General features: G+C 57.3%; 21 protein-coding genes and 3 pseudogenes. 7 read left to right on the top strand and 17 right to left on the bottom strand.

Annotated features, from left to right (window positions below):
• Positions 1 to 723, top strand: a 723-nt coding sequence (locus tag AC2FNS_RS17635; RefSeq protein ID WP_496803929.1) for a succinylglutamate desuccinylase/aspartoacylase family protein, incomplete at its 5' end; no start/stop codon positions are given.
• Between the two features lie 159 nt (positions 724 to 882).
• A pseudogene (locus AC2FNS_RS17630) lies at positions 883 to 1,676 on the top strand (IS5 family transposase).
• 258 nt (positions 1,677 to 1,934) lie between these two features.
• Here AC2FNS_RS17630 and AC2FNS_RS17625 read toward each other — a convergent pair.
• The 7 genes and pseudogenes from AC2FNS_RS17625 to AC2FNS_RS17595 all read right to left on the bottom strand — a co-directional run bounded on the left by AC2FNS_RS17625 (position 1,935) and on the right by AC2FNS_RS17595 (position 8,465).
• Positions 1,935 to 2,638: pseudogene (locus AC2FNS_RS17625) on the bottom strand (IS6 family transposase).
• A gap of 9 nt (positions 2,639 to 2,647) precedes the next feature.
• Complete coding sequence (locus AC2FNS_RS17620) at positions 2,648 to 2,896, bottom strand: hypothetical protein (protein WP_496712173.1); 249 nt, start codon at positions 2,894 to 2,896, stop codon at positions 2,648 to 2,650.
• 12 nt (positions 2,897 to 2,908) lie between these two features.
• Positions 2,909 to 3,469 carry a DUF1254 domain-containing protein gene (locus tag AC2FNS_RS17615; RefSeq protein WP_496712171.1) on the bottom strand — a complete coding sequence of 187 codons (561 nt, stop codon included), beginning with the start codon at positions 3,467 to 3,469 and terminating at the stop codon, positions 2,909 to 2,911.
• The gene (locus AC2FNS_RS17610) at positions 3,469 to 4,977 is read right to left on the bottom strand and encodes a DUF1254 domain-containing protein (protein ID WP_496712169.1); all 1,509 of its coding nucleotides are present in this window, start codon (positions 4,975 to 4,977) and stop codon (positions 3,469 to 3,471) included. The genes AC2FNS_RS17615 and AC2FNS_RS17610 overlap by 1 nt, the downstream gene beginning before the upstream one ends.
• Before the next feature lie 45 nt (positions 4,978 to 5,022).
• Entirely contained in the window at positions 5,023 to 6,051 is a 1,029-nt protein-coding gene (locus AC2FNS_RS17605) for a DUF1214 domain-containing protein (RefSeq protein WP_496797682.1), read from the bottom strand.
• A gap of 139 nt (positions 6,052 to 6,190) precedes the next feature.
• Positions 6,191 to 7,387 (bottom strand): helix-turn-helix domain-containing protein, encoded by a 1,197-nt coding sequence (locus tag AC2FNS_RS17600; RefSeq protein ID WP_496712165.1) that lies wholly within the window; start codon positions 7,385 to 7,387, stop codon positions 6,191 to 6,193.
• A gap of 235 nt (positions 7,388 to 7,622) precedes the next feature.
• Positions 7,623 to 8,465, bottom strand: coding sequence for a nickel/cobalt transporter (locus AC2FNS_RS17595; protein ID WP_496797686.1), 843 nt, complete (start codon positions 8,463 to 8,465; stop codon positions 7,623 to 7,625).
• A gap of 199 nt (positions 8,466 to 8,664) precedes the next feature.
• Here AC2FNS_RS17595 and AC2FNS_RS17590 point away from each other — a divergent pair.
• Positions 8,665 to 8,963: pseudogene (locus tag AC2FNS_RS17590) on the top strand (integrase core domain-containing protein); the annotation flags it as partial.
• Here the strand turns inward: AC2FNS_RS17590 and AC2FNS_RS17585 are convergent.
• The 6 genes from AC2FNS_RS17585 to AC2FNS_RS17560 form a co-directional block, all read right to left on the bottom strand.
• Positions 8,913 to 9,284, bottom strand: coding sequence for a hypothetical protein (locus AC2FNS_RS17585; protein WP_496712208.1), 372 nt, complete (start codon positions 9,282 to 9,284; stop codon positions 8,913 to 8,915). The pseudogene AC2FNS_RS17590 and the gene AC2FNS_RS17585 overlap by 51 nt on opposite strands.
• A gap of 91 nt (positions 9,285 to 9,375) precedes the next feature.
• On the bottom strand, positions 9,376 to 9,543 hold the full coding sequence (locus tag AC2FNS_RS17580; RefSeq protein WP_496712164.1) for a protease modulator HflK N-terminal domain-containing protein: 168 nt from the start codon (positions 9,541 to 9,543) through the stop codon (positions 9,376 to 9,378).
• Between the two features lie 73 nt (positions 9,544 to 9,616).
• Positions 9,617 to 10,108, bottom strand: coding sequence for a hypothetical protein (locus AC2FNS_RS17575; protein WP_496712162.1), 492 nt, complete (start codon positions 10,106 to 10,108; stop codon positions 9,617 to 9,619).
• 16 nt (positions 10,109 to 10,124) lie between these two features.
• Positions 10,125 to 10,583 (bottom strand): hypothetical protein, encoded by a 459-nt coding sequence (locus AC2FNS_RS17570; RefSeq protein ID WP_496712160.1) that lies wholly within the window; start codon positions 10,581 to 10,583, stop codon positions 10,125 to 10,127.
• 8 nt (positions 10,584 to 10,591) lie between these two features.
• Positions 10,592 to 10,978 carry a hypothetical protein gene (locus tag AC2FNS_RS17565; protein ID WP_496712159.1) on the bottom strand — a complete coding sequence of 129 codons (387 nt, stop codon included), beginning with the start codon at positions 10,976 to 10,978 and terminating at the stop codon, positions 10,592 to 10,594.
• Positions 10,979 to 11,010: 32 nt separating this feature from the next.
• Positions 11,011 to 11,283, bottom strand: coding sequence for a hypothetical protein (locus AC2FNS_RS17560; RefSeq protein ID WP_496712157.1), 273 nt, complete (start codon positions 11,281 to 11,283; stop codon positions 11,011 to 11,013).
• Between the two features lie 724 nt (positions 11,284 to 12,007).
• Between AC2FNS_RS17560 and AC2FNS_RS17555 the strand changes: the two genes are divergently transcribed.
• Complete coding sequence (locus AC2FNS_RS17555; RefSeq protein WP_496712156.1) at positions 12,008 to 12,196, top strand: hypothetical protein; 189 nt, start codon at positions 12,008 to 12,010, stop codon at positions 12,194 to 12,196.
• 58 nt (positions 12,197 to 12,254) lie between these two features.
• Here AC2FNS_RS17555 and AC2FNS_RS17550 read toward each other — a convergent pair whose 3' ends face one another.
• Positions 12,255 to 12,989 (bottom strand): Crp/Fnr family transcriptional regulator, encoded by a 735-nt coding sequence (locus AC2FNS_RS17550; protein WP_496712155.1) that lies wholly within the window; start codon positions 12,987 to 12,989, stop codon positions 12,255 to 12,257.
• 153 nt (positions 12,990 to 13,142) lie between these two features.
• Here AC2FNS_RS17550 and AC2FNS_RS17545 point away from each other — a divergent pair, with 153 nt between their 5' ends.
• The 3 genes from AC2FNS_RS17545 to AC2FNS_RS17535 all read left to right on the top strand — a co-directional run bounded on the left by AC2FNS_RS17545 (position 13,143) and on the right by AC2FNS_RS17535 (position 15,145).
• Positions 13,143 to 13,385, top strand: coding sequence for a hypothetical protein (locus AC2FNS_RS17545; protein WP_496712153.1), 243 nt, complete (start codon positions 13,143 to 13,145; stop codon positions 13,383 to 13,385).
• A 296-nt stretch (positions 13,386 to 13,681) separates the two neighbouring features.
• Entirely contained in the window at positions 13,682 to 14,647 is a 966-nt protein-coding gene (locus AC2FNS_RS17540) for a fatty acid desaturase (protein ID WP_496712151.1), read from the top strand.
• Positions 14,648 to 14,941: 294 nt separating this feature from the next.
• Positions 14,942 to 15,145 (top strand): SLC13 family permease, encoded by a 204-nt coding sequence (locus AC2FNS_RS17535; protein WP_496712207.1) that lies wholly within the window; start codon positions 14,942 to 14,944, stop codon positions 15,143 to 15,145.
• A 74-nt stretch (positions 15,146 to 15,219) separates the two neighbouring features.
• On the opposite strand, the gene nhaA is transcribed toward AC2FNS_RS17535, so the two are convergent.
• The 3 genes from nhaA to AC2FNS_RS17520 all read right to left on the bottom strand — a co-directional run.
• Entirely contained in the window at positions 15,220 to 16,575 is a 1,356-nt protein-coding gene (nhaA, locus tag AC2FNS_RS17530; protein ID WP_496712149.1) for a Na+/H+ antiporter NhaA, read from the bottom strand.
• Between the two features lie 627 nt (positions 16,576 to 17,202).
• A complete protein-coding gene (locus tag AC2FNS_RS17525; RefSeq protein ID WP_496712147.1) occupies positions 17,203 to 17,835 on the bottom strand; it encodes a tyrosine-type recombinase/integrase in 633 nt (210 codons plus the stop codon).
• A gap of 313 nt (positions 17,836 to 18,148) precedes the next feature.
• Positions 18,149 to 18,756, bottom strand: a 608-nt coding sequence (locus tag AC2FNS_RS17520; RefSeq protein WP_496803928.1) for a hypothetical protein, incomplete at its 5' end; no start/stop codon positions are given.

The raw sequence follows: 18,756 nt of genomic DNA, 5'->3' as shown, positions 1-18,756 counted from the left end.
CTGAACCGCGTCTTTCCGGGCAGCGAACATGGATCGCTTGCGTCCCGGCTGGCGCATCTTTTCATGACCGAGATCGCGGCGCGGTCCGATCTGGGGATCGACCTGCACTCGGCCGCGATCCATCGGACGAATTACCCGCAGATCCGGATCTCGCCGGACAACCCACGCACCAAGGAACTGGCCGAGGTTTTCGGCGCACCAATCGTCATGAAATCACCGTTGCGCGATGGTTCACTGCGCGCCGCCGCCAAGGACGCCGGAACGGATGTTCTGCTCTACGAGGCCGGCGAAGGCCTGCGGTTCGACGAGCTGTCGATACGGGCGGGGCTCGCGGGTATCCTGCGCGTGATGCGGCACATGAAGATGGTTCCTGCAAAAGGCATCTCAAAACCCAAGGCCAAGCCGCATTTCTGCAACTCCAGCAAATGGCTGCGCGCACCGATGGGGGGCGTCCTTCGCGTCTACAAAGCCGATGGTGAACTGGTGCGCAAGGGCGACCTGATGGGGTCGGTCTCGGACCCGTTCGGAGAGCAGGAGATGGAAATACTTGCCCCGTTCGACGGGCTGGTTGTCGGCCGGGCAGTGATGCCCGTGGTCAACGAAGGCGACGCCGTGTTCCACCTTGGCCGTGTTGAGTCAGTTGAGCAGGCCGGCGAGTCGGTAGAAGACCTCAGCGCGCAATTGGAAGACGACCCCATGTTCGATGAGGATGAAATCCTCTGACACCGAAGAAACGGGGTGCACCTCAGCAAGACAATGCTTCTTTGAAACAGAAAACCTTGATTTGAACTTACTGTAAAAACGCTTTTCCAGTTGCTAGGGTCAGGACCCCTTGGGTTCTGGGTGACGGCGTGATTCATGGTTCAAAAACGAGCGGTGAACATGTCTGATCTTTTCTGGCTGACGGATGCACAGATGGCGCGTCTTGAGCCTCTCTTTCCGAAGCCCCACGGCAAACCCCGCGTCGATGATCGGCGTGTGTGAAGCGGTATTATTTTCATCAATCGCAATGGGTTAAGATGGCGCTATGCGCCTGCAGTTTATGGTCCGCACAAGACACTCTACAATCTCTGGAAGCGTTGGAGCGACAAGAGCATCTTCGGCCGGATGATGTCCGGTCTGGCCGCCGAACATGGCGAGACGAAGACCGTGATGATCGATGCCACCTATCTGAAGGCACACCGCACCGCGACCGGCATGGGCGTCAAAAAGAAGGGTGTGGACGCCTGATCCGTTGTCCGGCAGGCGATTGCAAAGCAATCTGCCGAGAGGGGCCGAACCAAGGGCGGCATGAACACCAAGCTGCATGCCATCTGCGACAGCCAGGGACGACAAATTGACCTGTTCGTCACCACCGGTCAAGTCAGAGACTACGTCGGCGCGCGGGCGCTGCTTAGCTGCCTGCCGAATGTGGATTGGCTGCTTGGCTACCGCGGCTATGACGTGGATTGGTTCAGAGAAGCTTTGAAAGACAAAGGGATACGCGCATGCATCCCTGGCCGGAAACAGCGAAAGAAACCGATCAAGTACGACAAGCGCCGCTACAAACGACGCACCAGGATCGAGATCATGTTCGGCCGGCTCAAGGACTGGCGACGCGTTATGATTGCTGTTCAAAGGTTTTCCTCGCGGCCATCGCTCTGGCCGCGACCGTTACCTATTGTTATGAACCCTGACCCTCGAACCCCTTTGTATAAAGAAAGCTTTTTTCCCTGGTTTTGATAGCCATTGTCACTTCACTGCCTGGCAAGCAATGTAAAGAAAAATGTAAAGCGATTTGTACAGCAGAATTGGCCAAAGTAGAGCGGGCCACTTTGCGGAATGGCAAAAAAACACTCAAAGACAAAGGCTTGAGAAAATCTCAATGTGAGGATGGGTGGCGGTGCTGTCAGACGGATTCGAACTCGTCTCTGTTAGGCCAGTAACGCTGTCCTTTATCCCGCGCCAAGTTCGCGCCACTCGGCAAGAGCGGCGCTTCGGTTCAGCTTAAAGTTTTGTCGTGAGTAGAGGTGGCGTTCCTGATTGAAATGGTTGTGCACTGAGGAATGGACGGAAGCGAATTTCTGCAAACTTCGCATGCGCCTGAATCGAAGCATCGCTCGCTCTCTTCGTCGGAAAGGCAGGTGTGAGTTCTCTGCCCTGTTGTTCAGCCAGCGACCGGTTTCCTGCCTGTCCGCCGCACCGATTTCCTTCAATGCAGCGCCATAGGAACGCAGCTTGTCCGTGACGAAAACGTGCGGCCGGCCATGCCGCTTCATTGTTTTCTTCAAGAATTTCAAGGCTGCTTTCTTGTTACGCGTCTTGGTAACGAAGCTTTCAAGCACCTCGCCTTCGTGATCGACGGCCCGCCACAGGTAGTGGCGTTCGCCGTTGATTTTCACAAACATTTCGTCCAGTGCCAACACCATTGACTGGATCGCATGCCTTCAATCCTGCGCTTCCGGATCTCCGAGGCAAACATCGGGCCGAAACGGCGCCACCAAAACCGAACCGTTTCATGGCTGATTTCGACGCCGCGTTCATGCAATAGATCTTCCACATTCCGAAGCGAAAGAGGGAAACGGATGTATAGCATCACCGCCAGGCGGATGATTTCCGGGCTGCTTTGAAAGCCCTTGAACGGGTTAGGTTTGGTCATGTTCCGACGCTACGAGGCCGCCCTGCCCGCCTCAACCGGAATCTTTCTGACAATGCCAAAGAAACTGCTGTCGAACGGAAACTGCGAGGTATACAGAACATCGTAGATGTCCATATGGGGCAGTCGCTCATCGCTGCCGTAGGGGTATTGATGGATCCCGTCCCTGATATAGGCCTCTGCACCTTCCAAAGTTGCGGGTTCAAGATCAGGCGTGATGATGCGCAACGTCCCGTAACCGCGATAGGTTTCAAGCGGCACGGGGAGATATCCTTACGGCACCACGGTGTCCGAATTCGACGCGTACAGGGAGTATTTGCCCCCTTCGCCTTTGTCATCGCCATCGGGGCCAACATCGACAATCGGTCGCTGCCAGACATCGAGGAACGTGCCAAAGATGCTGTAGGTTTCGGTCGCTGCGGGAAGTTCCACTACTACTGGCCCATCTTTCACATCGTAAATGAGCTGAACATAGGGCGTAGAGTTATTCGGCGTGGGCGACTGAAATTTCCAGTTGGGCGGTTGTGAGAAATACGCGACTTGGTTGAGCGCCTGACCTGCATCTATCGCGCCCGCAATCATCTGGTTACCCGCCACGAGCGGTTGCGCCCAAAGGGCGCTTTCGTAGGCGCGCCGCTCAAATCTCTCTTTCTCGAAATCACGCTCTTCGGCGGAAACCGAACCCGCAAATATCGCAAGTGCTAAAAATGTTGTAAGCGTCGCAATCCTTCGCATCCCATGCCTCACTATTGTTCGATCAAAGGTGGCCTTGTACTCAACTGCATTCATCTCCGGGCCGTTATTCCCCAACTCGTGCTGGCCGATCTGTGGCATCACTCTTCAACCCTCACGAAATCCCCGGGAACCCAGGTTTTATCGAACCATTCCTGGCCCGGCCCATAAAGCCGAATGATCGAAGACCAGGATTTACCGGGCATGGTTTGAACCCAGTTGCCTTCTTTGCCTTCAGGAGGTTCAGGACCAAACCAGATGGTCCATGAGCCGTCCTCGTTCGGTTCGATCCCAGGCACGGTACTATCTATTCCGGCGAGCTTTTGATCCGTCTCCAGCATCGAGCGGTGCTGGTTGTCGTAGACTGTGAAAGACCAGAAATCGCCGGCGGGGACAGGTGCCTCCAGATCGATGCGATAGGTCTTGCCTCCGTCGAGATAGTTGCCCTCCGAGTCCTTCGCGGTGAAGCCATAGACCGAGCCGGAGCCGACTTGGGGTCTGACCATGGCGGGGGTGACGCCCGTCGCCAGGTAATGAAAGAAGGTCCGATCGCTCAAGATGCGGGCGCCATCTTCGAGAAACTCGTGGCTCAGACGAGCATACGGCGTTGTCCACTGGCGCCCTTCGAAAAGGTAAACGCCCGGGTCGCGCGGACTGAAAGATTGCGCCCGCGCCGTAGCGTTGCCGACCTTTCCCGCCTCGATCAGGATGCTTTGCATCCGCTCGTCGGGCTGAAATGGCTTCCCGTGCCGGATGCCGATGCTGTTAAAGATACCGGCGATTTCCGGCGGAAAAGCGTCAGGAGGCTCGTATTGCACCGTCGCATTCAACTCTTCATAGAAAGAGAAGTTATTTCCGTGGATAGAGTTCCATTGCTTGCCCGTAAGCTGCACGAATTGTTGTTCTGGCGGATTTTCTATCTCGGCGAAGGGAAAGATCCGAAGATGGTCCTTGACCCGCTTCACGGTCCCCTCCAGCCCGTCCTCGAGAACGAAAGCCCGCATCAACATCCAATTCTTGTAGGTCGGTGAATGAACGACATGGAAACCGGTTTGCGGCAACGCACCGTCGTATCCTGGTGGCACGAACAGATACCGACCGCCGCGGCCCTGATCGGGACCGGTGAAGCCCACATCGGTCACCCAGCGGAAATAGGCGTCGTCAATCGGCCCGAGCGTAATGGGCGGGACGTCCATGACAACCGGGCCTGACTTGGTGTCGATACAGGTCAGGACATACATCGTCGTGGAGTTTGCCGTCAGCATGAGGCCTCTGGCATCGAGCAAACCCTCGGTGATCCCGACCGTAAAGGGGGGCACACCGGCCGCCTTGAGACCTTCGCAAAAGGCCTGGATCGAGGTGGCCGGGATACCGTGCAAGAACGCGTCCACGCCACGCATGAAATCGAGATTGTCCCAAAGCTTGTCGATGGTCTCTTCCGAGGGCAAGCCGTCGAAAAAGTAGAGCGTCCCGAGGCGTTCCGTTTCGACCACATCGGGCGTCAAGAGCTTCTCGGGCACGTTGGCAGCGTAGGTTGGCCCATCGGCTCCGACGAATTGCGGGACCACCGCCAGCGTTGCTGCCAGCAGGGCGGTACGGAACATCGGCATTTAAACAATCTCCCCGTTGAGTTTTGATCTGCGGCTCTGCGGCAGTTAATTTGCAGGTTCGACGTCCGGCAAAACGTATTCCCCCGCGCTGACGCTTTCAGCGGGGCGATAGACGCGCATCAGGAAATTCCAGCCTTCGGACGTATCAAGGCGATTTGCGACATCGCCACAAAGCTCCTCAGAACCAAAGAAAGCATCGAAGCTGCCATCCGCGTTCATCTTTGTGTTTGCCGGGTTCAGAACCGCATGGTTGTCACTGAAGAGATAGCCTTCCTCATTGTACATGGTGATCGACCAGAAAGCGTCATTTTCGGGCGGCGTATAGTTTGCGGTGTAGCAAGTCTCGACCCCGGCAGGCCCTTCAGGACCCGAAAAGTTAATGTAGGCGGCCTCATAATTGGGGAAGACCCCCCAGGAAGTGGCAACGGCAATCCGGTGATGTTCTGGGATCACATTGCCCGAGGCGCGCGTGTCCTGAAAACTGGGCGGATATTGCGTGAAGGCTTCAAGTTTTTCTTCATAGCCGGGACGCATTGCGACCATCTGTTCCCAGTTCCAATTGGCGGTCTTGGGCTCCATGCTACCAGAGGTGACCTCGACCTGAGCCAAGAGGCGCCGCGCAATTTCAACGTCGCTTTCGTCGCTCGCGTCCAGCACCTGCACACGCGGCAGCGCCACGATATACCGCGTGTCTTGCGGGCCGAATTCGTAGATGCCTGGCTCGGACAGGATGTCGATGGCGAAATGGTCGTTGTCGATCATGTAAACCGACAGGTAGCGGCCATCGGGGACCTCGGGCACCGTGATTGTAAACCGCTCGGACGTGTCGATCGGGATACCCGCATAGAGCGTATCGCGGTTCATGCGTGGGACGGCCTGATTGTCGACGGGCGTCGGGGCGTCATAGACCAGCCCCCTGTTCATTCCACCGGCCTCGATGAAGCGTAGAATGCGCGCGTCCACCTCGGCGCGAATGAAGGTTTCTTCGGTCACCGGCATCATCTCATCGCCGGCGGTTGGGCTGGCAGCAGCAAAGGTGACCGATCCACCAATCAGCATTGCTGTCCAAGGCATATTGCTTGCAAACTCACGCATTTCCCACTCCATCTGATCGCTACTAGTATTTAGCGAGCCATATGAAAGCCGTCTGCGTAATTTGCGACAGTTTATCCGCGTCTCAGATGCCTTCTGAGCGTTTGTTCAGCTTCGCCTTTCAGACCGGGAAACGCCGGGGAGCTGCGCTGCGGCTTTGACGAGCAACCCACCGAGCTGCTGCCGACAAGGTATCCGACGGGTATTCCCCAAACCGCTGTCGGTACCGAGAGGCAAAGCGACCAAGATCATAGAAGCCAAGCGATGTCGCAATGTGAGCGACGGTGGTGTCCTTCGGGCCGGCCTCCAACAAGCGCTGACGCGCCGCGTGCATCCTCCATTTCTGCAACAGTTGAACGACGGTGCAATCGAATTTCTCACGCACTCCACGTTCGAGTGTTCTCTTGTTGACACCTACCGCTTCGCACAGGGCTGCAACAGACACGCACTCGGTATCGGGGGTGCGAAGGTACTCAAGGGCCGCCACTACAGCCGCATTTTGACCGAGCTTCTTCCCATGAATTGAATCAAGTCCATCAGGGAGGACTGCATCGATCAGTGCGTCTTCAATGAACTCCCGTATCACGTCAGCGGTTTCTTTTATATGAGTCGCCCGGTCCGTGTATGCCGGCGGGAATAGCTCTTCGAGCTTTCGCGCAATTGTACGCACCTTCTGGGGTGATGGCGAAAATGCCGAATGCCGGCCGCGCGAAGCGAGCTTGTCCATTGCAAGCTCAAGCGTGGGCTCGAAAGCCTGTGCAATTTCTATCTCAATTGTCAGTACCGTTTGTCCGCCGCGGTATCTCACTTCTAGAGGATCACCGGCCAGAGAATAGAGCTGGTGGTCAATAACCGGCTCACCAAAGGCAATTGACTGGCCATCGCCTCCGAAAGGAATGGCTAGGACAAGGTGGCCAGGCGGCGGCAGCCCTATCAGCCGAACGTCATCTCCATAGCTTTCTCGCAGTACCGACAGCCCGGGGAAGCTGATGAAGTCCAACCCAAACTTGCTCTTTCCTTGATCACGGCCGTCAATCAAGAGGTCCCAAGGCTGCACAGCCATCTCGAATTCGCTTGGGTCATCCGTCGAAAAATTGCCGCACTGAAATCTATTGGTGACCTGAAAGTTCATGCGGTTCTGCCTACCCCCAAGAGGCCCTGAAACCAACGTTGGTGCAGCAGACTGTAACTTACGCTGCCGGATAGCGAAAGGGCATTTTGCCGTAGCGAAGGCAACGTCCGCTCCGGGCTCATTGCCGACCTTCGCCGCAAAGTGCGCCAAGGTCAGCCCGCAGCCCAAACCGGACATTGCTTTCATGACCTTCAAAGACAACAGGGCGGACAAAGTGTGCTTTCGCTGCCGCCGCTCCAACGACCGCTTTCGTTACTTCGCAACCGCAGCTAAAAGCACCACGGGCGGAAAGTGTGAATTCGCGGCCGTGCAGCGTGTAACAGAGGAGATCGCAAAAGGGGACCTTCATTCCCGCGATTTGTGGCCCGTCCTGCCCAGAGATAGTGCGTACAAGGCACACCCAGAAAGGCCTTATCGGCTTTCAATCCCTAAGAGCCGACAAAGTCTTTTTTTGTAGTTTCTCCGCCGGGCCAATCTGGGATGCGAGCGGTTGAACGGGCGCACTCCGTGATGTGAGGAACAAAAGCACTCCGACCACGGTCACACAGGTCGCACCGGCGACTTGGGCAACGCTTTCAAAGCGTTGGTGGGTGGCTGCATTCGCACCGATCCGCTGCGCAACCTTCGCGCGCCCCCAGATGGCCGCGACGCCGATCAGAGACATAGAGATCGCCATGCCCAGCGAAATCGCGGCCACCATGGCGATCGCAGGCAATACAAGGTCATTTGCAAACCCGAACAGCATTACGATCAGCGCGCCGGTACAAGGCACAATGCCCACTGCAGTAGCAAGCCATCCGTCGGATCGGCTGGACGATTTTTCGGCAATTGCGCAGGCAGCGCAGCCGCTGTGGGTATTGTCGTCATGCGGGTGCCTGTGATGCGACCCGTGTTCATGGGCTGTTGAAGCCGTTCTTCGGAGGTCATGAATTGTCCGAAGGCTTTTCCAAAGCATCAAAAGGCCAATTGCAATGATCAGCGCATAGCTGCCCAGCCGGATGAGCCGGTAATCGGATGGTGCTCCGCCGGTGGTTTGCCGGATCGCAAGGTCGAGCAGGAATACAGCCGCAACGGCCGAGAACACGTGCACGATGGCGATGCGAACCCCCATCCCGACACCGCGGCGCAGGCTACCCCCTTCACCGACGAAATAGGAAATCACGACGGCCTTGCCGTGCCCCGGCCCAAGCGTGTGCAGGACCCCATAAAGAAACGCGACAAGAAGAGCGAACGCTACCGTCGCCAGCGACTTGCCCTGATCCATCGACGTCATTGATGTCGTGAAGAGATTGCTGATCCAGGCCTGGGTTGCCCGGCAAGCGACTTGCTCGGCAAATCTGCCGAAAGGGCAAAGAACGTCGACATGCCGCTCGTCGAACGGCTGTGCCAGATGATGGAAGTCAGCCCACGAGGGTATCGGGCCTTCCGCAACCGGCCCCTCAGCCAGAGCCAACGCAAGGACAGGCTGCAACCATCACACGGATCGAGGCAGCCGACACTGCCCTCACGAAACCAGAAGCTTCTGCGGCAGCACGGGTTCAAGGTATCGATGAGCCGCACAGGCAATTGCTATGACAACGCGGCAGTCGAAACCTTCTTCAAGACGATGAAGGCTTAATTGCTGTGGCAGCGGCCTTGACCCACCCGCAGGGCGCCCGATCTGGCGAACTTCGGATACATCAACGGATTCTACAATCCTCGCCGAGGGCACTCAGCCTTGGATTGGAAAAGCCCCTTGGCCTTCGAAGCTCAGGATGCGTAAATGAGAACTTGGGGCGGCACGGAAACGTGACAGGTCCATCACGGATTCAGAGACATAGCGCAAAGTTGCACTCGGTTCACGAACCTCGAACAGGAACTTCAGGGGGTCCGAGATCCGGTATTGTACCACCCACTCCAAAAGCGCTGCGTTCAGATCTACCGTGACTATTTCGGCTTCGCGTCGGCCGTCTGACGGACTTTGGAAGGGATCACCTCCGCCCGGCGTGGTGAATCCGAATTCGTGCTTCAGTTGCCGTTTCACGGGCATCAGTGTGGCAACGTCGATGCCAAGCGGGAATTTGAAATGCAGGTCAGGCGGAATCTCAGCAGTGTATCTGCCAAAACGCTGGACAACAGCGACAGAGTCGCTCGGGACAGTGTATCAAGAAAGGGGGCGACAACAGCCACCAAGACTATCGTTCCTGCAACCAGTACCCCCTCAGACGAGGCCACCCATCAGTGAGCAGTCCGCCCAGCCGGTCGCGGCCGTGACGAAGGAGATCGTCAATCTCGGGCGGTTTGCGTTTCTGTTTGCTTTGCCATGGTCCACGGTCTTCCGGGCCGCCGTTCTGGCCGGGCATATTATTTCCTCTCTTGCTTGCGCGGACCGGCACCCGGCGCAGACCGAGGCGGTCGCGGGGGCATCCGCGCGTCTTATTCTCCCTGTGTCGGCATTCCTTCGTTCTCTGCGGCCTGTATCGCTGAAATATCCTTTGGCAATTTAGCTACCGGAGCCGCACCCGGCGCGTCTTTGTCTGTCTGGGTTGCCCGCCCGCCCGAGTAGAGATGCCGAAGCTGCAACTCGGAAACGCCGTCGGCCTCCATCACCAGCCGAACCATCGGGTCTGCAAGCATTTCCTCCAGGAAAATCTCGGCCAGATCTTTTCCGGTCAGCTTGTCCTTTGCCAGGGCGTCATCGAGGTCGGCCAGTGAAACGGTCAAGGTTCTCGCCAGTCCGGGGTGGGATGCCCGAGAATGCAGTCTCACCGCTACAGACGCTTTCCAAGCTTCAGGATGCAGGCAGTCGGGCGGTGAACACAGTTCCGTTTCAATGTCGTACTCTCCTGCTGGAAGCGTCTCGTCTAAGCCAGGCAAACTGAACGGCCTGGCGAAAACCGCAATGGATTTTCTGACTAACTCGTTCATCGGAGATGTCCTTTCCTCAAAGCGACAAGCGAGCCAAGGCTGCGGCTGCCAGAGCATTGCCCTTGTCGTGGTAGTCCCCGTGGAACACACCATCCACCTTGACCTCCCAGATCCCATTCCGCTCCCTGACACGGACACGATCAGCTTGCGCAGTGGGATAATAGGGGTGTGCCGAAGTTTGTCTCTTTTCCGGTTGGTGCAATGCCTGCTTGAGAACCCTGGAACTCGCCGCCTTTGGCAATTGCGTTTCTCCAAGGGCCATCACGGCGCGAATGAACTCCTCGGCATAATCATCCGCGTTCCGGTGGTCATGCTCGTGCCGCTCCATAGCCATCGGCTCAACAAAACGCTTCTTAAGGTGCTCAAGGAACCGCGGTTCCGTGTGGGACATGTAAGCAATAAGCGACTGGAGAACCCGTTCATGGGCTAGAACGCGCCGTTCAAGATCGGTTGTTTCAGGCAGAGGTGGTGACATGGCGCTGCTCATCCTTGATTGATCGTGTTTTCCGGACGCTCCGGTGACTTGTTTACGTCAAGGGCCGCAAGGCAGGCTTGCGCGAGGTTCCGGTTCGGGGTCTCTGTCCCCGGTACTGTCGCCCAGCCAGCCGCCATGAGGGCCTCTCGCTGCCGGAAGGTAGAGGCTGCCCGGATCGCTGCCATCTTGGCGGCCCGTTCCGGATCGGTTCGGGCCATGTCGAGACAGACGGGCACCAATGCGATGACAACGTGTTCGCGAGCCATCGCGAGGGACATGTCGCTCGAGGTTCGGCTGGTTTCCCAGCCGCCCCAAGAAAATCCAGATACACTAACAAGTACCGCGCCGATGACGGCGCCGTAGAGGCCGGGTTTAAGCCATTCGGGAGTGTTCATTTTAGTTCCTCCAGCGGCAAAGCGCCGCCTCGCTATCTTAAGGTGTCATGCTGAATGCCGCGGCCAAGTGCCGTTTCAAGGTCGGTCCAGGAAATTGGTCGCATTTCTGTTCGACCCAGCGAACGCCCCTTGCCGATTATGGTCAGGAAAATCGCTGTTCTGCAGTAAGCCGGGAAACTCAGCGTCTCGATAAGTTCTTCCTCAACCAATACTTCGTATTCACCGGCAGGCAGCTCGTCCGAATATCCGGATAGGGTAAACGGGCGCGGGAAGGTTACGGTGGATCTGATTGAACGCAGCGCCATCTCCGGTCTCCGCGATGTATACGTGCCTTCCGCGCTGCAAGGGCTGCCGTATCCTGACTGCAGAGAGGCAGCCTGCATTTGCGGTCATCATACATTATTCCAGAACCGGACGGTGCGCGCTGACCCATGTTAGCGCCGCTGAGACCCAGGCCGTGCAGGCGAACCTTGGAGCTGCCCTGATGCTTGAATTCAGAGGCTTGGACACCGGCTGATCTGCGTCAGCGCCTGCTCCAGACGATGCGATTAGCCAAATCAGGCAAGGAGCCGTTGCCGTGCTCGCCTACCGCGTATTCGCCGAAAAGCCGGGTTCACCAATCTATGAGGCGCTCTGCGCGTCCACATATTTTCTGGACAACGGTCGGTGGCTGCGGCTGTCACATCAGCAAACCCCTACCACCTGACTCCCACAGGATGAATCTTCACCTTGGGGCGAAACCTCTAACGAACCTATTGACATGTGAACCGGCCCTTGGGGTCTGGATTCAGAACCAGAACTTGATCACTGCAGCCGATGCCCAAGCGGACAGTCCAACTTTCGAGCGTCCCGGGCTAACCTGCGTCAGTGCAGCGGAGTGGAGAAGATGGGTACATGACTTCGTGCCTGCCGAATCTCCGGCGGCACTTATTTCGAGCATCAGAGGAGCGCGGGAGGGGTATCGTTTAAAAAGTGGATTGCATTTCCCCGCGCTTCTTATTCTCGGAACGTCCAAGAAAGGACAATCTTATGACACCTCAACAAACCAATTCGGCTGAGAAGATGGCCTCGGTCAAAGCAGCCTGTCACAAAGCGCCGGCCGGCCCCAGAAAGGATCGGGCGCTGAAACATTACCAGGCAGCCGAGAAAGCGCACGAAGCGAACCAATACGACGCGATGAACAGGGAACTCGACGCGGCCGCAAAAGCGATTAGCTGACTTCTCTCGTCTCAGAAGAAAACCGGGCCGCCTTAAGTCTATCTTTGGGCGGCCTCATTCATTTCAAAAGTGGGTCGATCTGATCCAGATACGCCGGATCGAAACCCGAAATGGCCACCAATCCGTCATAGTCGTCGAATGTCACGCGGCCGTCCTGAAAGGTCAGCAGACCGCTTTCGCGAAGCTTCCGCAAAACACGGTTCACATGGACCGCGCTTAGGCCGAGTGCATCCGCAAGATGATACTGTGTCAATGGACAGGCGTACCCTTCCTTTCTCCCCATTCCGACCAACTTCAGCCGTGCCCCCAGTTCCAGAAGGAAGTGCGCCATGCGCGCATCCGCGGACCGTCGACCAACTCCAACGAGATGCTCGACGACCATGGCTTCGTCCCGTGATGCTGCCCAAAGAAAGGCCGCCGCCAAGCGAGGCGTTTTTGTGAATGCTTCCAGAAGGTCGTCCGCTAGAACCTCCACCGCCTGAATGTCCGTGACCGGCTCGAAACTGTGGTCGGAGGTGCGCAGCAGGACGCTGCGCAATCCAAGAAAATCCCCTGGTATCTGGACGTCTACGATCTGTCGGGTTCCGTCCGGCTGAAGCTTGTAGGAACACACCCAGCCGGCGGCCAGTATGTAAGCGGCCTGGTCAGATTGCCCCTGATGCACGAGATCACGCCCCGCCGTGAAGGACCGGCGGCGCAGATGCAGACGCTTCAAAACGTCCAATTCATCGTCGGACAAGGCGACGAAGACTTGCAACTTCTTTGTAAGCGGGCTTTCTAAGATATCCGTCATCGGAGCCTCGCAAGCCGAAAAATCTTTGGGTGCGTTCGTGCGGAGACTGCTTTCGGTTAGCTCAGCATACCCTGTTTTCTGCGAAGATGCTTGGGATAAGCGAGGCCGCTCGGCCGCGCGTTGTTTTACCGATACCCGGAAGGAAGCCTAAATATGGGTAGCGTAAAAGATTTCTCGGGCATGGCCGCCCTCTCAATCTGCGAGTCTATGCTGCTGGCGATGAACGATCGCAACCTCTTGTCCGAACGCGAGGTCGTGGGCATCCTGCGCGATGCGGCAAAGACGCATGAAGGCGCAGGTGTTACGGATGGCGAGATAGAGGCGCATCGGGCCGTGGCCGTTCTCATCAACCGGATCATTGCTGGCGGGAACTCCGTCCGGAGGCCGCCGGTATGACATACCTAGTAGCAGCGGGGTAGACACCTTCCATGCCGACGTCGTCCAACTCGCACGATGCAAGGGGCCAACGGCCACGTCAACAGAACATGTCGGTTGGCGCGGGCCGCCAAAACGGTGGCGTCCAATCTGACATTCCAAACGCCCGACCTGCCTTGACCGCGCGACACGCGCGGGTCCAGTCGGATCATTTGTCCATCACGAGCCGGGGCCCCTGCGTGGGATATCCCTGCGATGCAACCGGTCCGAGGCTGGAAGCGACCCGACTGACCACATCTGACTGGAAACGAACTCTGGTGAAATACCGGCAGCCAATCCCTTCCCGCAGTATTTTCGAACTAACCGTCACGCTAGTGCCTTTCCTGGCAATATGGGCGGTTGCGTGGTGGGTGCTCTCGATCAGCACCGCGTTGGCAATCGCCCTCGCATTTGCCAATGCAGCCTTTCTTTTCCGGTTGTTCGTAATCCAGCACGACTGCGGGCATGGTTCCCTGTTCCGGGACCGGCGTCTGTGTGATTGGATTGGCCGTATCATCGGCGTCATCACGCTGACGCCCTATGACGTCTGGCGCAAGACCCACGCGATCCACCATGCCACTATCGGGAACCTCGACCGCCGGGGCGTCGGAGACCTACCGTTGCTTACGATCACAGAATACCGCGAAAAGGGTTGGCTGGGCAGGGCGCTTTACCGACTCGTCCGCCATCCGGTTTTCCTGTTTGGCGTGGTGCCATTTTACACGTTCTTCCTGCACAATCGGCTGCCCGTCCAACTGATGCGGTCCGGCGGTCGCTACTGGCTGAGTGCGATGGCGACAAACGCTGCCATTGGCCTCACTCTGACAGTGATTGTCTGGCTGGGCGGCTGGGAGGTACTGCTGTTCGTCTTCCTGCCGACGATGTTTCTGGCAGCGATTGCCGGCATGTGGTTTTTCTACGTGCAGCATCAGTTCGAGGAAACCAGCTGGCGGCACGAGGAAGACTGGAACATCGAGGATGCGTCCCTTCACGGTAGTTCGCACTACGACCTGCCCGGCATCCTGCGCTGGATCACCGGGAACATCGGAGTCCACCATGTACATCACTTGGCCAGCCGCATCCCGTTTTACCGTTTACACGACGTAGTCAAGGATCACGACGTCCTGGCACAGACCAGACGCTTCACGCTTTGGGAAAGTTTCCGCTGCGCGCGACTGCACCTTTGGGATGAGAAAAGCCGCAGATTGCTGACGTTTGCAGAGGCCCGAGCACTTCCCGCCTGAGCCTTGCGCAATATTGCCACTGGTCAGTGAATTGGAGCGTTGGATTGGAAACTGGGGGCCACCTAAATAGGATACTTGTCGCTGAACGGACGGCTACGTCTCTGCCGGGAGTGTTTCTTTCTGAGCCAGTATTGTCGAGACAATTGGGCTGATTTTTCAGTTGGTGTTCTATTTGGGAAGGTGGATGCTGCGACCGCCATATCGTCAGCGGCAAAGGTATGAATGAAGGAGGGCGGGCTTATTGATCTCATCGCCGACAATTAACCCTATCTCGCGCTCGCCGTTGTCGTCCTTCTGTTCGCAGCATTTCTTTCCGAGCGCTTCGAACCGGATGTAACCGCTGCAGGGGCCGCCGCACTGTTTTTCGTCTTGAGGTTTGTTCCCACGAATGAAGTTCTGGCAGTGTTTTCGAACCCAGCGCCCAAAACGATCGCCGCGATGTTCGTAATCAGCGGCGCGCTGGTCCGAGCCGGGCTTCTCGACGCACTTGCGAACTAGGTTGTCGCCGCAGGGAGCAAGCGCCCGGTCGCCGGTACAGCGGCGTTTCTCATCGCGACGCTATTCTTCCTATTCTAGGTTTTCCGGTCTGGTTCTGCTGCACCTGTGGCGTTTTTTTTGTGCGCTGCATGAAGTGTCAGCAGGAGCAGCATGAGGATCCCGACCGTTGCGGCAAGGGCTGATCCTGAGAGAATTCCCAGCTTTGCAGCGTTCAGTGTCGCCGGATCAAAAGCCAAGCCCGCTATGAACAGCGACATCGTGAAACCGATACCTGTGAGAAACGAGCCGGCCAGAACCAACGGCCCCGACAAGCCCGGCGCGAGCACTGCCAGGCCTGATCGGACAGCAAGCCAGCTGAATCCGAAGACGCCGATCGGCTTTCCCAACACCAGTCCGACAATTATTGCCAAGGAGACCGGTTGTCCGAAATCGGCATCCTGAATCGTGATGCCGGCATTTGCCAGCGCGAAGATCGGCATGATTGCAAAGCCGACCCAGGGGTGCAGCATCATTTCGAGTCGTTCGACTGGAGAGAGCGCCTCCGTGACGGCTCTGCTGGCTTGACGCAGGTCATGGCGGCTGGCGGTATTTCCCTGCTGCCGATCACCGGCCGGAACGACGCGCAGGCGCCCAAGGATGGCATGCAGCCGGGCATCGCTTACCCATCTGCGCGTCGGTGTCATCAGTCCCAGAATGACCCCCGCGATAGTCGCGTGTACGCCGGAGGCGTCGATGCAAAGCCAGACTGCCGCACCGAGAAGAAAATAAACCGGGACACTTCTGATCCCGACGCGCGAGGCGCCGGCGACGATACCAATTCCCAGCAGACCCAAACCGATCCCCGACCAGTTCAACGCTTCCCCGTATCCGAAGGCGACAACGAGAATTGCGCCGACATCGTCAAAAATGGCTAGAGAAAGTAGGAACAGACGCAAGGTGGACGGGATCCGGCTTCCAAAAAGCGCCAGGCACCCAATCACGAACGCCGTATCGGTTGCCATCACAGTTCCCCAGCCGTGCGCCCCGGGCTGCCCGGACATCAGAATAAGATAGAACGCGACCGGTACTACCATGCCACCCAAAGCGCCTGCGAACGGCAGGGCGGCCTGTCGCGGGTTTCGCAATTCGCCCAGAACGATCTCGCGCTTGAGCTCTAGAGAAAGCACAAAAAAGAAGAGTGTCATCAGCCCGTCGTTGATCCAGTGTCGCAGCGAGCGGGTGAAATCGAACGAACCGAATGTCAGGCCAATTGGGGTCTTCCAGAAGCCCAGGAAGCCTTCTTGCCAAGGCGAGTTTGCCAGCGCCAAAGCCAGCAGGACAGCTAGGAACAGGAGCCCACTCGCGGCCGCTTGGATCTCTAGGAAGCGTGCCAAGGGTTTTGTTATTCTATCGGCGGACTCTTGGGGCAGGCTTTGATGATTGTCTATCATGGGACAACTACGCCAATTCGGGTGAAAAGAGACTACGCCATTGAAGCGTGGACGCAATCACCGCGCGGATCAATGTCTTGCTATGCAGGTGCCATTCACGTGACCTGATGGGATGAACTGCCTTCCCGCCAAGACCACCGCAGCTATTGTTGTAGAAATAGCTTAGGGAGAGGAGCATACCGATGGAGATTGCATTTCGCCCCATTAGGTCACAGTCAATACTTGGCTGTAGACGCAGACGGCCCAGATTGTAGGCGTTCTAGGAAGGCAGGTGCGTATGCCGGGCGTGTAGAGTTAGCAAGACCCGCCCGACGCGTTGCAATTTCAAGTGACTACTGGGCGCCAGCGGTTGGCTTTCGCGTTGTCCGCGATTTGAGAGTTCGTAGGCCTGAAGATTTGGCGAACGTAGCGAATGTCGGGAAAGCAGGCTGCGACTGCAGCAAATCGGAGCCGTGTCGAGTTCTGCTGTGGGCCGTCCTTGCCATGATCAACGGCAGCAATGCGCGGTTCGCACCCGTTCTTATAGCGAGCGGCATCTGTCGAATAGGGCTCTGAGCGGCCGCTACGGTCAATCATGAGAGACGTCCGGTATGAGATGGCGGACGACTGCGGCCGTCCGCCAAGGCCTCAGATGTCGATCTTCTCGGCGATGCTGAGCGCGTCATCGAGTTCGACGCCGAGGTATCGCACCGTGCTGTCCACCTTGGTGTGACCCAGCAGGAGCTGGACGGCGCGGAGATTGCCGGTCTTCCTGTAGATCAGTGCGGCCTTGGTCCGTCGCAGCGAATGCGTGCCGTAGCCGCTTGGATCCAGTCCGATTGCACACACCCAGTCATGAACAAGGCGCGCATACTGCCTTGTCGAGATGTGCGGTGAGCCGTGGAACCTGCTTGGGAACAGGTTGACCTGTCCAAGCATTTGGGACGATGTGACCCATGCGAGCACGCTTCTGCGTGTATTCTCGGACACCTCGAACTGAACTGGACGCCCGGTCTTGCTCTGGATGACCGACACGCGGTCCCGGACGTTTCCACCAGCGACGAGGTCCAGGACCTTGAGTCGAACCAAGTCACACCCGCGGAGCTTGCTGTCTATGGCGAGATTGAACAATGCCAAGTCGCGCAGGTTATCCGCGAGCTCTAGCCGAGCGCGAATGGCCCAAACCTGCCTTGGCAGGAGCGGGCGTTTCTGGCCGATCAGCCGCCCCTTGTTCCACGGCGGACGTGATGGTCGGATTGCCGGTAGCTGTTTACTGGACATGATGGAGTCTCCGTCCAGCCCTCCCACACCAGGCATCGGCACCGTGCCAACGCGCGGATTTTACCTTAAGAGGACGAGTGTCCGCTTCGCGAACATCTGTTTCTTCAAGCCTAGCTGCGGTGCGTTGGTCTGCTCGGAGCCCATGGCGGACGCTGGAAGCGAGGCACCGTTTGCAGCCGCAGCAAAGCGCGGTCTAGCTTCACATCGGAGAACCTCTCCCATCCCGATGCGAAGCCAAATTTCCCAACCCTTATTTCAGGGCACAAATGGGTGCCGACGGAAATCGACCGATCTACACGCTGCTGGCAATCCCTCAATGATTGCCAAGAAGAAGCTTCAGAATGTCGGACTGATAGATCGACTTTTCGGCTGAGTAAGGCGTGCCACCACGCTCCAGATCGCTCTTTTCATACTTCATCAACTCGTCAATTACGTAGGCATAAGCGCGTCCCTGCTTTTCGAGCACTTCAGGGCGCACCAGATTGTTTTCATAATCTGCTGTCGTGTGATAGTACCGGGTTCCCGTGGCCCAGCCCGCCGAAATAATGTCTGCATCGAAGTAAGGCGGATGAAAATTCGTCTCATCACTGGCCGGTTCCGGGTAGACATACTCCATAGTGGCAATGTTGTAGAGTGTCGCTGCCCTCTCAAACAGATCGATCAGCAACGGGCTGCGATTTGTCACCATGAGCATCTGCGGCGTCATGACATTGGTGGGGACGCTCGAGATCCAACCTTCGTCCAACTCCTGAACAAGGCCCGGTTTTTCCGGACGCAACACAACAAGAATGTCATTTTCCATGAGGTCCCTGTTTGCATCGACAAACTTGTCCGTAGCCCCGACACCGGGATTCTCGTGGTCTCCGACAAAAAGGAAAATCAATCCATGACGCCGTTGATCTGCCGGCAATGAGGCAAAAT

The organism is Ruegeria sp. BHSA191 (assembly GCF_059613325.1).
The sequence above is the reverse complement of the archived record's forward strand: the minus strand, read 5'-3'. Positions and strand labels throughout refer to the sequence as shown.

Excerpts from the sequence above, each read along its gene's own strand:
- AC2FNS_RS17575 (WP_496712162.1), bottom strand. The coding sequence starts at position 10,108 with ATGAACGAGTTAGTCAGAAAATCCATTGCGGTTTTCGCCAGGCCGTTC.
- AC2FNS_RS17610 (WP_496712169.1), bottom strand. The coding sequence starts at position 4,977 with ATGCCGATGTTCCGTACCGCCCTGCTGGCAGCAACGCTGGCGGTGGTC.
- AC2FNS_RS17595 (WP_496797686.1), bottom strand. The coding sequence starts at position 8,465 with ATGGATCAGGGCAAGTCGCTGGCGACGGTAGCGTTCGCTCTTCTTGTC.
- AC2FNS_RS17525 (WP_496712147.1), bottom strand. The coding sequence starts at position 17,835 with ATGTCCAGTAAACAGCTACCGGCAATCCGACCATCACGTCCGCCGTGG.
- AC2FNS_RS17600 (WP_496712165.1), bottom strand. The coding sequence starts at position 7,387 with ATGAAAGCAATGTCCGGTTTGGGCTGCGGGCTGACCTTGGCGCACTTT.
- AC2FNS_RS17615 (WP_496712171.1), bottom strand. The coding sequence starts at position 3,469 with ATGCCACAGATCGGCCAGCACGAGTTGGGGAATAACGGCCCGGAGATG.
- AC2FNS_RS17580 (WP_496712164.1), bottom strand. The coding sequence starts at position 9,543 with ATGCCCGGCCAGAACGGCGGCCCGGAAGACCGTGGACCATGGCAAAGC.
- AC2FNS_RS17550 (WP_496712155.1), bottom strand. The coding sequence starts at position 12,989 with ATGACGGATATCTTAGAAAGCCCGCTTACAAAGAAGTTGCAAGTCTTC.
- AC2FNS_RS17605 (WP_496797682.1), bottom strand. The coding sequence starts at position 6,051 with ATGCCTTGGACAGCAATGCTGATTGGTGGATCGGTCACCTTTGCTGCT.
- AC2FNS_RS17565 (WP_496712159.1), bottom strand. The coding sequence starts at position 10,978 with ATGAACACTCCCGAATGGCTTAAACCCGGCCTCTACGGCGCCGTCATC.
- nhaA (WP_496712149.1), bottom strand. The coding sequence starts at position 16,575 with ATGATAGACAATCATCAAAGCCTGCCCCAAGAGTCCGCCGATAGAATA.
- AC2FNS_RS17555 (WP_496712156.1), top strand. The coding sequence starts at position 12,008 with ATGACACCTCAACAAACCAATTCGGCTGAGAAGATGGCCTCGGTCAAA.
- AC2FNS_RS17560 (WP_496712157.1), bottom strand. The coding sequence starts at position 11,283 with ATGGCGCTGCGTTCAATCAGATCCACCGTAACCTTCCCGCGCCCGTTT.
- AC2FNS_RS17545 (WP_496712153.1), top strand. The coding sequence starts at position 13,143 with ATGGGTAGCGTAAAAGATTTCTCGGGCATGGCCGCCCTCTCAATCTGC.
- AC2FNS_RS17570 (WP_496712160.1), bottom strand. The coding sequence starts at position 10,583 with ATGTCACCACCTCTGCCTGAAACAACCGATCTTGAACGGCGCGTTCTA.